The sequence below is a fragment of the Marinomonas ostreistagni genome (assembly GCF_016461785.1).
GTDB lineage: Bacteria > Pseudomonadota > Gammaproteobacteria > Pseudomonadales > Marinomonadaceae > Marinomonas > Marinomonas ostreistagni_A.
The window spans coordinates 51684-64693 of sequence record NZ_JAEMUH010000015.1; the positions used below are offsets into that span (position 1 = coordinate 51684).

Here is a 13010-nt window from a genome sequence, read left to right on the forward strand (position 1 = left end):
AAGGGATCAAGAGATGATGAACCAAATCGGCGGCACCCCCAATTGTGAACAAGATCGCAAAGTCTTGTTAAATCTAAATGAATCGGCCTATGGGATGCTTCCTCAGGTTGAGCAATCTATTCTTGATACCGTTAATAATCTTGAACGTTATCAATTTGATTTAATTGAAACATTCAGACAAATGCTCAGTCAGGAATATGATGTTCCTGTTGATTGGCTTGCGTTACATCCAGGTTCCAACCGAGCTTTGCATTATGCCACTCAGGCTTTTACCAGTGCATCTGCTCCCTTAATCATGGCATCACCGGGTTACCCGATCTGCGAGCAGGTAGCCATTCAGGAGAAGCGGTCTATTTACAAAGTGCCTCTTGGTGCCGACGGTCGCCATGATTTACAGACCATGCGTGAGCTCGCCGAGCGCGAAGGTGGGCTTATCTATATCGCCAATCCCAATAATCCAACCGGTTCGGTGACTCCGGCCGACGATATTTTAACGCTGCTTGATACTTTGCCTGAAAAAACCAAGGTACTGTTGGATGAAGCCTATATAGAGTACAGCGATCAACCCTCTTTGATTGACCAGGTTAGACATTACCCTGCGATGATTGTTACGCGTACTTTCTCTAAAATATTTGCTATGGCGGGGCTTCGCTTAGGGTATGCGATTGCTCAACCAGATACCCTGCAAGCCATACATACCATGCCTGCGAACGATGTTTCTGTACCTGCTGTTGTGGCAGCAATGGCTGGGATGCAACACGCTGACCAGGTGCGTGAACGCAAAGCCATGGTGGCTAGTGAGCGTGAGACTCTGGTGCAGTGGCTTAATAATCACGATATAGAATGTTTTTCCTCTGAAGCTAACTGCCTAATGTTTCGTATCAATGAAGGAGCAGAAGCCGTAAAAGGTTTGGCAGCTTTGGGAGTAATTGTTGGACGAACATGGTCGGATATGCCGGACTGGGTTCGTGTCACGATTGGCACTAAGGAAGAAATGAAGGCGTTTCGTCTGGCGTTAGAAGCTGTTTTGTATTCTCGGCTTTAAACGTATTTGATGTCAATAAAAAAGGAAATTTCGACAGGAGAAAGTTATGCAGATCCCTCTCATTTCATCCGATTTACCTGAACTTAGCGCAGAAGAGTATACCCGTTACAGTCGTCATATTTTATTGCCTAATGTTGGCATGGAAGGGCAGCGCCGTCTAAAAGCTGCCAGAGTGTTAGTGATTGGTGCAGGAGGGTTAGGTTCTCCCACCTTGCTTTATTTGGCAGCAGCAGGGATTGGAACTTTGGGCGTTATTGATTTTGATAAGGTGGATATGTCGAATCTTCAACGTCAGATTATTCACCGCATGTCTACGGTTGATACGCCTAAAACGGCCAGCGCTCAGCTGGCAATTCAAGATCTGAACCCCCATGTTAACGTCAGAGTGCATGAAGAAGCGTTAACCAATGACAATGCCATCGCTCTTTTTAATGAATACGACATTATTCTGGATGGGACGGACAATTTTGCCACCCGTTATTTGGTTAACGATGCCTGTGTGTTGGCGAATAAACCCTATGTTTGGGGAGCCATTTACCGTTTTGAAGGCCAAAGTTCTGTTTTTTGGGAACAAGCACCAGAAGGTTGTGGTTTGAACTACCGAGACTTGTACCCTGTTCCACCTCCGCCAGAAATGGCTCCGTCTTGCTCTGAAGGCGGTGTGTTTGGTGTTTTATGTGCATCTATCGCATCGATCATGAGTACTGAAGTTCTCAAACTTATCTTGGGAGTAGGGAATAGTCTACTGGGACGTTTGGCGGTTTATGACGCTCTAGATATGACGTATCGGTTTTTATCAATACGTAAAGCACAGGAACGAAAGCACATAACCGAACTGGAAGATTACCAATATTTCTGTCGTGGCAGTATTGTCGATGACATTCAGGATGTGGTGCCGTCCATCAATGTACATGAACTACAAAAAAGGCTTGAGCAAGGTGCAAACATAACATTGATTGATGTGCGAGAGCAGAACGAATGGGATTTAGTCAAAATTCCTCAGGCAAGTTTGAAGCCCAAAGCGAACTTTCTGCAATCCCTTCCTTCTATGAAAACCTTGAATAAGGATGAGGAAATTATTGTGTACTGCAAAGCCGGGAAACGTTCAGATGACGTTGTAAAGGAAATGTTAAAACACGGGTATCGCCAGGTTTTCAGTCTGGAAGGCGGTATTCTGGAATGGATCGATAAAATCGATACCTCCCTTCCCAAGTATTAGGTGGCAAATATGCTTGCTTTACCTGAATCCGTGCTAAACGCCATCGAACGTCATGCGCAGCGTCTACATCCCGTTGAATGCTGTGGCCTAGTGAGCAGGAATGTAGAAGGAGATCTAAGACACATTGAAATGTGCAATAAGGCTAATTCGGAAACGTTTTTCGAGTTTGACCCGAAAGAGCAGTTAGGTGTATGGCGAGACATGATTTTACAGGATGAGGAGTTGATCCTCATCTACCACTCGCACACACACTCAAAGCCTTATCCCAGCCGCACCGATAAAGAATACGCTCAGGCTTACCCCGGAGTGTATCAGCTGATTGTGGCAACAGATAAGCGATTTGTTCCCTCTATGCGTTGCTATCAGATAAGTGGAGAGGGTGTAGAGGAAGTTCTACTCAACTTACCTTATAGGGCGCAATACTGAATAAAATCATCAAATCAAAGGAGTTGTCATGTCTATAAAAGTAATTATTCCTACGGTAATGCAAACACTTACCAATGCTCAGAAAACAGTTGAGGTTCAAGGGAACTCTGTGCGAGATGTTGTGAGCGATTTGGATAAAAAATATCCAGGCTTATCAGGCCGTCTATTAAACGGTGAGCAGCTACACAGTTATCTTAATGTCTTCTTGAATGATGATGATGTTCGCTTTTCTGGTGGTCTGGAAATGCCCGTAAAAAGTGGAGATGTTATTACGATTCTTCCGGCGGTAGCTGGCGGAAGTTACTAAACGGGGGAAGTGGTTATGTCTCGGTGTCCTTTTCTACATGGCCAGAATCAGATCACGACAGATATAGCCAGTCCTGGCACTCACTATGGCGAGATGCAATATGGTGATTATCTGGCGCTTGATAAAATTCTTGGCGGTCAGAAACCTCTGTCAGAATCGCCAGACGAAATGTTGTTTATTATCCAGCATCAAACCTCCGAATTGTGGATGAAGTTATTAATTCATGAACTGACTCGTGCTGCACAATCTATTGCCTGCTCTCAATTGCCCTTTGCCATGCGCGTTATGGATAGAGCTCAACGCATATTGGAGCATCTAGTCGATGCCTGGGATGTATTGGGTACGCTATCACCCGCTGAATTTTTGAAAATGCGCTCCTCTCTTGGTAGTGCATCGGGACACCAATCGACTCAATTCAGAGAGATTGAGTTTATGTTGGGCAATAAGCGCATGCAGTTTTTACATGGCCAACTAGAAGGTAATGAAAACCTGCGCGAGAAATTATTCAGCCCTTCTCTCTATGAAGAAGTGGTGCGAGAACTTGCACGTCAAGGTTTGCCAGTTAGCCAAGACCGGGTTCAGATCGATGTATCTTCTCCTACTGAACAAGATGAAACTGTCGAGCAATCATGGCTCATCGTTTATCACAATATTCATGACTATTTTCAGCTTTATTCGTTGGCAGAAAAACTGGTGGCCTTCGAAGACTCCTTTCGATTATGGCGTTTTCGCCATATATCCATGGTTGAAAAAGTAATTGGAGCAAAAACAGGAACGGCGGGTTCAAGTGGTGCCAGATATCTTAATAAAACACTGGATACCATTTTGTTCCCAGAGCTATGGCAGCTAAGAACAAAGCTTTGAAGGATGGTATATGAGTGAGCACAGAGGATTGTCTAAGAAACGTGTTGTTATTAATGGGGCTGGTTTGTCGGGTGCGCTTTTAGCTTGTTTATTATGTCAATCAGGCTTTAGGGTTGAGTTGATAGAAAAGCGTCAGGACCCAAGAAAATATGGTTTTAATTCCGGTCGTTCTATTAACCTTGCCCTTGCGGATCGAGGCGTTCATGCATTAGAGCTAGCAGGGCTTTCTGATGAGGTTTTAAAGCGTGCCGTTCCCATGTATGGACGTATGGTTCACCATAGTCATACCGTAGCTGAGCTGCATCGTTATGGACTGAACAAAGAAAAAATATGGTCGATCAATCGTGGAGAATTGGCGTGTTGCTTATTGGATGCCGCAGAGAGCGCCGGGGCAAACATTCGCTTTGGAAGCCAGATTGAACAGATGGACTTTCAGGCAAAGATGGTACTTATTTCCAGTGGCGAACAGCTTACCTATGAGCTGTTAGTGGGCGCAGATGGCGCAGATTCAGTGGTTCGAAAACACCTTACCTCGCAGATAGATTTAGGAGTCCAAACTTTTCCACTGGCCCATGGTTATAAAGAACTGGAAATTCCAGCAGCAAAAGACGGTTCTTTTCAACTTTACCCTAATGCGCTACATATTTGGCCGAAAGGTGGCTTTATGTGTATTGCTCTACCCAATGCAAATGGCAGCTTCACTGTCACGCTATTTTTACCTCACGAAACCGAAGATTCAGAGGATCTGTGCGCGTTTTCTATGCTACAGGATGGAGAAAAAGCCAGAAACTTTTTCAATACAAATTTTAGTGATGCGTCCGAATTGATCGAAAACCTAGAAAAAGACTTTGATCATAACCCAACAGGTAAACTTAAAACACTAAGAGTGGAGCGCTGGCAGGCGTTTGATAGTGTCGTATTGGTGGGAGATGCGGCCCATCCTATGGTGCCTTTTCATGGTCAAGGGATGAATTGCGCACTAGAAGACGTAGTGACGTTAGTAGAATCGCTGACATTGCATCCTTCACAGCAAAGTGAGGCCTTACAGGAGTATGAGCGCAAGCGAAAACCGAACGCCTACGCCATTCAGGAAATGGCCTTGGAAAACTACCGAGAAATGCGCCATTGCGTGAGTACTAAAAGCTATTTATTGGAGAGAGATCTTTCTAACTGGATCGCTGAGCGCTACCCAGAAAAGTTTATTCCTAGATACAGCCTAGTAACTTTTTCTCGAGTTTCCTATGAGTTTGCTTATAAACAAGGTCAATCTCAGCGCGAGTTACTGAAACGCTTTACAAAAGACTGCCATACGTTTGATGAAATAGACCTTAGTGCCGTGGCTAAAGCAGTGAATGAAGAACTCTGTGAATTTAGTAGGGATGTGTATTAGGTCATGAATAGCCAATTACAAGATCTTTCCGCGTTATATGATAGCCTATCGGATGAGGATAGAGCGCGTGCTTATTCGCCTAGCTCTAATGCTCCTAACTATCTACAAACGATTTTACAATATCATGAACGTAGCCAAAAGATAAAAACAGAGAGAGGGGAACCTGTTTATCTTGAATATGGCTCCCATCCAGAACAAAAAATTGCTTACTTTTCGGCAGGGGCGAATCAGAACGAGACGATCTTTGTCTTCATTCATGGTGGGTATTGGCAGGAGTTGGGCATAGAGGATTCTCTTTTTGCGGCACCTAGATATCTTGGGAAAAACATAAGTTATGCCGCGATTGGTTACCCTCTGGCACCTGGGAAAAGTGTTTTTGAAATTGTTATTGAGGTAAGAAAAGCCATCTCAATGTTACATGGCTATGCATCTTTACAACGAAAAAACGTTAAACTCATCATTGGCGGTAGCTCGGCTGGTGCTCATTTGGCTGCGACTTTTTTAACTAGCATTCCAAATACATGTGCTGAGCATTTTCCTTTTATAAAAGGAGCTGTTTTGCTCTCGGGTATCTATGACCTTCGCCCTTTGGTAGGGACCTATATTAACGACGCTTTAAAGCTAGACCTCCAGCAAGCTCGCGAATTAAGTCCTTTGCATCAACCAATAGAAAACAATATCCCAGTGGCTGTGTACTGGGGGGAGTTTGATACGGAGGCTTTTAAACAGCAGAGTGAAGAATATGCTAAATACCTCGAACAACATTCCATGTTGTATGAAAGTCGTGAAATAAAAGATAAGGATCACTTTGATCTGGTTTTTGAATTAGGTGCGATCGATGAGGGTCTGCTCCACTTATAAGGATGTTTATATGAAACTTGTTCCTGTACTTTTAAACGATGATGTTAAAGCCATAGCTGAAGCCTCTGCCTGCTATGCGATAGAACATAATCATAAAGTGACCATTGCAATTGTTGATTCAGGTGGTCACCTATTACACTTAAACCGCTTGGAGGACACGGCGCCTTTTACCGTTGACATGGCAACCGCGAAAGCAAAAACAGCGGCCCTGACAAAACGGGAAACGGGATTTTACGAAGACTTGGTATTAAAAGGGCGTTTATCTTTTCTCGGGATGCCGCTGGAAGGCATTATGGAAGGTGGTTTTCCTATAATCATAGAGGAACAAGTAGTAGGCGCTATAGGCGTATCTGGATCGACATCGCAGATTGATGCGAAAATTGCCAACGTAGCACTTAATAACTATCAACACAAAGCCTTCTAAATTAGATATTCAAGCGGTTCGCCAGCGATAGAAACGCTTCTTTTGCAGGGTGTTTGGTGACGTTTTTATTCCAAATAAAGTAATTCGTCACTGGTGTAAGCGCGTCAAACTGATAGTGATGGATTTCTGATTTTTGAATAAAGCGGTCAAAAATGCTTTTTGGCACCATGGCAAGGCCCGCGCCAGCACTGACACAACCTAAAATAGCGCCATTACTGGCCATATCAGTGATGTGGATAGGAATATCTAATGACTTAGTCCAAGATTCCAATATTTGTCGATAAGGACACCCCGCTGGCCACATAAAAAAGCCGAGTCCAGCTAAATCCTGCGGTGATTGAATAATGGGATGAGTCGCGGGTGCAATGAGTATGAGTGGCTCTTGGTACAGTGCTGCAAAGCCTATATTGGGATGAGTAGGCTTTGCGGCAATGACTGCAGCATCTAATCGAAAATTCAGTACTTCATGTTGCAGCACAGGCCAACGGTCAGTCTGAAATTGGATTTGAACATCGGGGTATTCTTGATGAAAAGCGGCCAGCAAACTTGGCAAGCGACTCATGGCAGAGGATTCAATGGCGCCGAGTTTGAATAGACCTGTAGGGTGGATGTCTTGTTGCATGCTTTGTTTGGCTGCATCGCACTGAATCAATATTTTATTAACATGTTCCAGAAATACCTGACCATTCTGACTAAGCCGTAATCCTCGCCCTTGCCTTACGAACAAGTCTTGCCCCAGCTCTTCTTCTAATTTACGAATGCGTGTTGTGATGTTTGAAGGCACACAATGCAGTTCTTCTGCAGCCCGAGCAATGCTACCTAAATCGGCAATGGTCTTAAACATTCTTAGCTGTGACAGTTCCATTAAATGCTCACTTTAAATGATTCATTGAGTCTTTATAAGTCACTTTAACTTATCTTTTCTGTGGCGTACTTTGCAACGTAAATCTTGCGTTGATCAGAGGAGTAGCCGGTCGTGACAGTGGATTTATTGATGTTGGGAGTCTTTTCGTTTTTAGGTGGGTTAATCGATGCTGCGGTGGGAGGTGGCGGACTCATATTGATTCCAGCTTTATTGCACGCCTTGCCTCAACATGCGGTAGCAACGGTATTGGGTACCAACAAACTGGCAGTGCTCTTGGGAACTGGCTCCTCTGCGATGACTTTTTTAAAACGGATCAAAATTCAGTGGCGTTTGATCATTCCTTGTTTACTCAGTGCTTTTGCTTGTGCCTACATTGGCGCTTATTCCGTTGCCAGTATTCCAACGCACATCATGAAATATCTTGTGTTTGTGCTACTTGTAGCAATGGCCATCTATACCTTTATGCGCAAGGAACTTGGGCAAGTCCAACATGAAAAAACGTTAGGGACGTTTCAAATTCTGCAAGGCTGTTTTTTAGGGGGCATGATTGGTTTTTATGACGGTGCATTTGGCCCAGGTAGCGGCAGCTTTTTCATTTTCATGTTTGTACGACTGTTTGGTTTCGATTTTCTCAATGCCGCGGCTTCTTCCAAGCTATTAAATATTGGCACCTTTATCGCCGCATTGTCGTTCTTCGTGCCATCTGGCCATATGTTGTGGCAGCTAGGGTTTTATATTGCGGTGTGTAACGTTATGGGCGCCATCGTCGGCACCTTCGTTGCATTGAAATATGGCAGTGGTCTAATACGCAAACTGTTTCTAGTGCTGCTAGTGTTCCTAATAGGTCGGATGGGGATGTCTATTCTTACAGCTGCGGCTTAAGCGGCTGCAGCCTAAACGCTTTCGGCGTTGAGCCATATTGTTGGCGGAATTTTTTGGCAAAGTAAGCAGGGCAGTTGAAGCCAGTGTCATAAGCTATTTGAGAAATAGGCTGTTTGGTTTGAACCAGCGTTTGAGCTGCCATGCGTAGTCGATATTCTGTCAGATAAGCAGTAGGTGTACTGTTCAGTAGGTTTCGAAACAGCCTATATCCCTCGCTTTCACTGATGTTTGCGGCGTTACAGATGTCATAAACTGAAATGGCATTGCGGTAATGCTGCTGGATGAACTCAAGCGCGACTTGAATGCGCCTTTCTTGTTGTGTGGTGTTTTTGCTTTTGGAATGGGGCAGTTTAATGTTGCTGGCTAGCAAGTGCCAGAGCTTCATTAGAGCCATTTGTAAGACAAACTCTTTGTCCGAATGCTCCAGATGCCAATGCTCAAACGCCTCTTGCATGGTCTGAATGCATTGGTGTTGCCAGGATATTTCAGGCACGAATGTCACCATTTGCAGTTCGCTGCTTTGTAAGATCGGTAAAATGTGCTTCTGATAGATGGTGCCTAAGAGGTGGCCGGTGAGAAGCTTAGGGCTGAATACCACATTTAAAATATGGCACTCTTCCTCGCTGTGGCGAGTTAAGCGATGCAATGCATTGGCATTGATAAACACCATTTCACCTTGGCTGATCACACGCTCTTGATTGACGCATTGTACTAACGTTGCACCTTCAGCAACGAGTACGACTTCTATCTCTTCATGCCAATGCCAAGGCACCTCCTCATTAAAAAACTGTGAAAAGTATTCATCGTAGGTACCACAAGGAAAGTCTAGGCTGCCATGTTGAGCCAGCTCTCGTCCCTGAGCATCGGTTTCGATTTTAATATGTTGCATGGGCTAAAAGTAGGATTGTTATAGTTTTTGGCAGTATTGCGTTATCTAAAAGATATAAATGGCAGTATCGTTTGCGTTCTTACGTTTGGATATGAGTGTAGTGATGTTGCTGTTATTAGTCATTATTTATGTGGCATTTATAAGTTTAGGTTTGCCTGACGCGGTATTGGGATCGTCTTGGCCTGTTATGCATCGTGACTTAGAGGCATCGGTTGAATATGCCGGATTAATTGCGCTGATCATTAGCTCTGGCACAGTGATGTCTAGCTTACTCTCCGTTCGACTGATACGACGCTTTGGCATTGGTATTGTGGTGTCTGTCAGTGTGCTTTTGACGGCTTTGGCCTTAGTTGGCTTTGCTATGAGTCAAATCGCATGGATGCTTTTGTGTCTAGCGATCCCCCTTGGACTGGGAGCGGGGGCGGTAGACTCGGCGTTAAATAATTTCGTTGCATTGCACTATAAAGCCAAGCATATGAATTATCTCCATTCATTCTGGGGTGTGGGTGCGACCGCGGGCCCTTTGATCATGGCCAACTACATTACGCTGAGTGAAGGCTGGCGAGACGGTTATTGGGTTATTGGTCTTGCTCAATTAGCGTTAGTCGTTCTACTTCTGTGTGCTATTCCCCTGTGGCGCAAAGCCGCGCAGTCGAACAACCAAGTAGAAGAAGATCACGATACCTTAGTGACAAATCGTGCAGCACTAAAGATTCATGGCGTGTCATCGCAGTTACTGGTGTTCTTCTGCTATTGCTCCATTGAGCTAGGAACGGGGCTTTGGGCGGCGAGCTTTTTGATCTCTGAAAAGGGCACATTGGCGTCAGAAGCAGCGTTTTGGGTAGCGATCTATTACGGTGGCATTACCATCGGGCGTTTTGTTTGTGGAGCCATTGCCCAGCGATTTCGTGAGTCCAGCATGATTCGAATGGGGGCTTTCTTAATGGTGTCCGGTGCGATTTTGTTAGCACTGCCGGTTCAGAATTGGTTGGCCAACCTAGGTTTGTTGTTAATCGGCTTTGGCTGTGCGCCAGTGTTCCCTAATACCCTGCATTTGACACCGGTACGATTTGGTAAGAAAGCCTCTCAAGCCATTATTGGTTTATCGATGGCTACCGCCTATGTGGGCAATACATTGGTGCCGCCGACTTTGGGTGTGGTTCTGAAATACAGCTCGTTTGCCACGTTGCCTTTTATCTTACTGGCACTTGCTTTGTTATTGCTCTGGGCAACTGAGCTATTGCAAAGTCGGCATACGCCGTCGAGAGACATTCAGGGAGAAACGTCATGTCAGTCATCGCTTTCAAAATAAACCATTCATCGGATGATGCATTACAACAAAAGCTGTTGTTGCTATTAGCGTTAGAAGAGGAACAAACATCTGGCGCCTTAGCGCAGAAGCTTGCTCGATCGCCTCAGGAGGTGATCAAAGCACTTGATTACCTGTTGTATCGAGGGTTGGTTGAGCTTCGCGGCGCGCGCTACTGTTTGAAATAATGGTTTAGCGAGATCCGCAAAAATATCTTGGTTTTGCAGTGTAAGTTGGACGATACACGCAGTAAATAATGTTAGACTTCGCGCCATATTGAGTTAGAGGTCCAGCATGGAAATCAAGGTAAATTTTTTAGACAATCTTCGCTTAGAAGCCAAGTTCGACGACTTTACGGTCGTAGCGGATCAACCCATTCGTTACAAAGGGGATGGTTCTGCGCCCAGCCCATTTGACTACTTCTTGGCTTCGTCTGCGCTCTGTGCTGCCTATTTCGTAAAGGTTTACTGTAAGGCTCGTGATATCCCTACAGAGGATATTCGCCTATCACAAAATAACATTGTCGATCCTGAAAACCGTTACAACCAGATTTTCCAAATCCAAGTCGAGTTGCCTGAGTACATCAGTGATAAAGATCGCCAAGGCATTTTACGTTCTATTGAACGTTGTACCGTTAAAAAAGTGGTGCAAGAAGGCCCAGAATTTAAGATCGAAACGGTTGAGGATTTAGACGCGGGTGCGTCGCTAATGGCGATGGCGCGACCTGACGGCGCTGAGAAAACGGTGATTTTGGGTAAAGATCTTCCGTTAGAAGATACCATTGCCAATATGTCTGGTCTGTTGGCAGATCTCGGTATGAAGATCGAAGTGGCGTCTTGGCGTAACATCGTGCCAGGTGTTTGGTCCCTTCACCTGCGTGATGCCGCGTCACACATGTGTTTCACCAACGGTAAAGGGGCAACGAAAGAAAGTGCGTTGTGTTCTGCTCTAGGTGAGTTCATTGAGCGCGCTAGCTGTAACTTCTTCTACAACGATCAATACTTTGGTGAAGAATTAGCGAACGCGGAGTTCGTGCATTACCCAACAGAAAAATGGTTCCCTCTAACCGAAGACGACTCTATTCCACAAGGTCTGCTTGACGATTACTGCTTGGATATCTTCGATCCTGAGCAAGAGCTTCAAGGCTCACACCTGATTGATACCAACTCTGGCAATATCGAGCGCGGTATTTGTGCGATCCCTTACGTGCGTCAATCTGACCAAGAAACGGTCTACTTCCCATCAAATCTGATCGAAAACTTGTTTTTAAGCAACGGTATGAGCGCGGGCAACACGCTACCAGAAGCCATGGTGCAGTGTTTGTCTGAGATCTTTGAGCGTGCTGTGAAGAAACAAATCATAGAGCAAGAAATTGTCCTGCCTGATGTGCCTATGTCGGTCTTGGAAAAATACCCAAGTATTTTGGAAGGCATTAAAAGCCTAGAAGAAAACGGTTTCCCAGTCGTAGTGAAAGACGCGTCTTTGGGCGGTCAATTCCCTGTCATGAACGTGACGCTGATGAACCCGCGTACCGGTGGTGTGTTTGCCTCCTTTGGCGCGCATCCAAGTTTTGAAGTGGCGTTAGAGCGAAGCCTAACTGAACTGCTGCAAGGTCGTAGCTTCGAAGGTTTAAACGATGTGCCGCTGCCAACGTTTAACTCATTCGCAGTACAAGAGCCGAATAACTTTGTTGAGCACTTTATCGACTCGACCGGTGTGATTTCTTGGAAGTTCTTTAGCGCCAAAGCAGATTACGAATTCTGCGAATGGGATTTCTCAGGCACCACAGAAGAGGAGCGTGATGGCCTAATGGGCATCCTCGAAGACATGGGCAAAGAAGTCTACATGGCGGTATTCGATGAGCTAGGTGCCAACGCTTGTCGAATCTTAGTGCCAGATTACTCTGAAGTGTATCCTGCGGACGATTTGATTTGGGACAACACCAACAAAGCTTTGCTGTTCCGTGAAGACATTCTCAACATTCACACACTGGACGACGAAGCGCTGGAAGCATTGTTAGAGCGTTTAGAAGAAAGCGAGCTAGATAACTACAACGACATTCGTACTTTGATCGGTGTGGAGTTCGATGAAAACACCCCATGGGGACAGCTGGATGTGGGCGAGCTGAAGCTATTGCTGTTCTTGGCGCTGCAAATGCACGAAGAAGCTAAAGATCAAGTACAGGAATTCCTAAGCTACAACAATAATACTGTGGAGCGTGGTTTGTTCTACCAAGCTGTCAGTGCGGTGTTGGAAATCGAACTAGACGACGAGCTTGAGCTAGAGGATTTCTTACCCAACCTATCCCGTATGTTTGGCAAAGAAGTCATGGAAAACGTAGTGGGTTCCGTGAATGGTACGGTCAAGTTCTACGGCCTAGCACCAACGAATATGAAACTTGAAGGGCTAGATCGTCACTTGAAACTGATCGATAGCTATAAAAAGCTCCACGCATACCGTGCAAAGAAGCACGCTGAGGCGTCTAAGTAAGCTTTTATCCGAGCGCAAAGGGAATTGCGTTCAGTTAAT

14 protein-coding genes are annotated in these 13010 nt (G+C 45.1%); 12 read left to right on the forward strand and 2 right to left on the reverse strand.

Annotated features, from left to right (window positions below; genetic code table 11):
- Nucleotides 1-13: 13 nt before the first annotated feature.
- From JHD44_RS15145 to JHD44_RS15180, 8 genes are read left to right on the forward strand one after another with little or no spacing between them, the layout of a single operon-like run.
- A complete protein-coding gene (locus JHD44_RS15145; RefSeq protein WP_199463610.1) occupies nucleotides 14-1045 on the forward strand; it encodes an aminotransferase class I/II-fold pyridoxal phosphate-dependent enzyme in 1032 nt (343 codons plus the stop codon).
- A 46-nt stretch (nucleotides 1046-1091) separates the two neighbouring features.
- Entirely contained in the window at nucleotides 1092-2264 is a 1173-nt protein-coding gene (gene moeB / locus JHD44_RS15150; RefSeq protein WP_199463611.1) for a molybdopterin-synthase adenylyltransferase MoeB, read from the forward strand.
- 9 nt (nucleotides 2265-2273) lie between these two features.
- Nucleotides 2274-2690, forward strand: coding sequence for a Mov34/MPN/PAD-1 family protein (locus JHD44_RS15155; RefSeq protein WP_199463612.1), 417 nt, complete (start codon nucleotides 2274-2276; stop codon nucleotides 2688-2690).
- 28 nt (nucleotides 2691-2718) lie between these two features.
- A complete protein-coding gene (locus JHD44_RS15160; protein ID WP_199463613.1) occupies nucleotides 2719-2997 on the forward strand; it encodes a MoaD family protein in 279 nt (92 codons plus the stop codon).
- 15 nt (nucleotides 2998-3012) lie between these two features.
- Nucleotides 3013-3861, forward strand: a complete 849-nt coding sequence (locus JHD44_RS15165) for a tryptophan 2,3-dioxygenase (RefSeq protein ID WP_199463614.1) — start codon at nucleotides 3013-3015, stop codon at nucleotides 3859-3861.
- A 10-nt stretch (nucleotides 3862-3871) separates the two neighbouring features.
- Nucleotides 3872-5251, forward strand: a complete 1380-nt coding sequence (locus tag JHD44_RS15170) for an FAD-dependent oxidoreductase (protein WP_199463615.1) — start codon at nucleotides 3872-3874, stop codon at nucleotides 5249-5251.
- Between the two features lie 3 nt (nucleotides 5252-5254).
- Entirely contained in the window at nucleotides 5255-6112 is an 858-nt protein-coding gene (locus JHD44_RS15175; protein ID WP_199463616.1) for an alpha/beta hydrolase, read from the forward strand.
- Nucleotides 6113-6122: 10 nt separating this feature from the next.
- Nucleotides 6123-6536 (forward strand): heme-binding protein, encoded by a 414-nt coding sequence (locus JHD44_RS15180; protein ID WP_199463617.1) that lies wholly within the window; start codon nucleotides 6123-6125, stop codon nucleotides 6534-6536.
- Nucleotide 6537: 1 nt separating this feature from the next.
- Here the strand turns inward: JHD44_RS15180 and JHD44_RS15185 are convergent, their stop codons facing one another.
- The gene (locus JHD44_RS15185; RefSeq protein ID WP_199463618.1) at nucleotides 6538-7401 is read right to left on the reverse strand and encodes a LysR family transcriptional regulator; all 864 of its coding nucleotides are present in this window, start codon (nucleotides 7399-7401) and stop codon (nucleotides 6538-6540) included.
- A gap of 111 nt (nucleotides 7402-7512) precedes the next feature.
- Here JHD44_RS15185 and JHD44_RS15190 point away from each other — a divergent pair, with 111 nt between their 5' ends.
- Entirely contained in the window at nucleotides 7513-8283 is a 771-nt protein-coding gene (locus JHD44_RS15190; protein ID WP_199463619.1) for a sulfite exporter TauE/SafE family protein, read from the forward strand.
- On the opposite strand, the gene JHD44_RS15195 is transcribed toward JHD44_RS15190, so the two are convergent.
- Nucleotides 8267-9172: an AraC family transcriptional regulator gene (locus JHD44_RS15195; protein ID WP_199463620.1), complete on the reverse strand. Its 906-nt coding sequence runs from the start codon at nucleotides 9170-9172 to the stop codon at nucleotides 8267-8269. The genes JHD44_RS15190 and JHD44_RS15195 overlap by 17 nt on opposite strands.
- A gap of 58 nt (nucleotides 9173-9230) precedes the next feature.
- Here JHD44_RS15195 and JHD44_RS15200 point away from each other — a divergent pair, with 58 nt between their 5' ends.
- From JHD44_RS15200 to JHD44_RS15210, 3 genes are all read left to right on the forward strand, one after another.
- A complete protein-coding gene (locus JHD44_RS15200; RefSeq protein WP_233402193.1) occupies nucleotides 9231-10484 on the forward strand; it encodes an MFS transporter in 1254 nt (417 codons plus the stop codon).
- Nucleotides 10460-10669 (forward strand): hypothetical protein, encoded by a 210-nt coding sequence (locus JHD44_RS15205; protein WP_199463621.1) that lies wholly within the window; start codon nucleotides 10460-10462, stop codon nucleotides 10667-10669. The genes JHD44_RS15200 and JHD44_RS15205 overlap by 25 nt, the downstream gene beginning before the upstream one ends.
- Before the next feature lie 106 nt (nucleotides 10670-10775).
- A complete protein-coding gene (locus tag JHD44_RS15210; protein ID WP_199463622.1) occupies nucleotides 10776-12971 on the forward strand; it encodes an OsmC domain/YcaO domain-containing protein in 2196 nt (731 codons plus the stop codon).
- Nucleotides 12972-13010: the final 39 nt, after the last annotated feature.

What these genes read in the sequence shown, in the direction of transcription:
- JHD44_RS15145 (WP_199463610.1), top strand. Translation starts at nt 14, where the DNA reads ATGATGAACCAAATCGGCGGCACCCCCAATTGTGAACAAGATCGCAAA.
- moeB (WP_199463611.1), top strand. Translation starts at nt 1,092, where the DNA reads ATGCAGATCCCTCTCATTTCATCCGATTTACCTGAACTTAGCGCAGAA.
- JHD44_RS15155 (WP_199463612.1), top strand. Translation starts at nt 2,274, where the DNA reads ATGCTTGCTTTACCTGAATCCGTGCTAAACGCCATCGAACGTCATGCG.
- JHD44_RS15160 (WP_199463613.1), top strand. Translation starts at nt 2,719, where the DNA reads ATGTCTATAAAAGTAATTATTCCTACGGTAATGCAAACACTTACCAAT.
- JHD44_RS15165 (WP_199463614.1), top strand. Translation starts at nt 3,013, where the DNA reads ATGTCTCGGTGTCCTTTTCTACATGGCCAGAATCAGATCACGACAGAT.
- JHD44_RS15170 (WP_199463615.1), top strand. Translation starts at nt 3,872, where the DNA reads ATGAGTGAGCACAGAGGATTGTCTAAGAAACGTGTTGTTATTAATGGG.
- JHD44_RS15175 (WP_199463616.1), top strand. Translation starts at nt 5,255, where the DNA reads ATGAATAGCCAATTACAAGATCTTTCCGCGTTATATGATAGCCTATCG.
- JHD44_RS15180 (WP_199463617.1), top strand. Translation starts at nt 6,123, where the DNA reads ATGAAACTTGTTCCTGTACTTTTAAACGATGATGTTAAAGCCATAGCT.
- JHD44_RS15185 (WP_199463618.1), bottom strand. Translation starts at nt 7,401, where the DNA reads ATGGAACTGTCACAGCTAAGAATGTTTAAGACCATTGCCGATTTAGGT.
- JHD44_RS15195 (WP_199463620.1), bottom strand. Translation starts at nt 9,172, where the DNA reads ATGCAACATATTAAAATCGAAACCGATGCTCAGGGACGAGAGCTGGCT.
- JHD44_RS15200 (WP_233402193.1), top strand. Translation starts at nt 9,231, where the DNA reads ATGGCAGTATCGTTTGCGTTCTTACGTTTGGATATGAGTGTAGTGATG.
- JHD44_RS15205 (WP_199463621.1), top strand. Translation starts at nt 10,460, where the DNA reads ATGTCAGTCATCGCTTTCAAAATAAACCATTCATCGGATGATGCATTA.
- JHD44_RS15210 (WP_199463622.1), top strand. Translation starts at nt 10,776, where the DNA reads ATGGAAATCAAGGTAAATTTTTTAGACAATCTTCGCTTAGAAGCCAAG.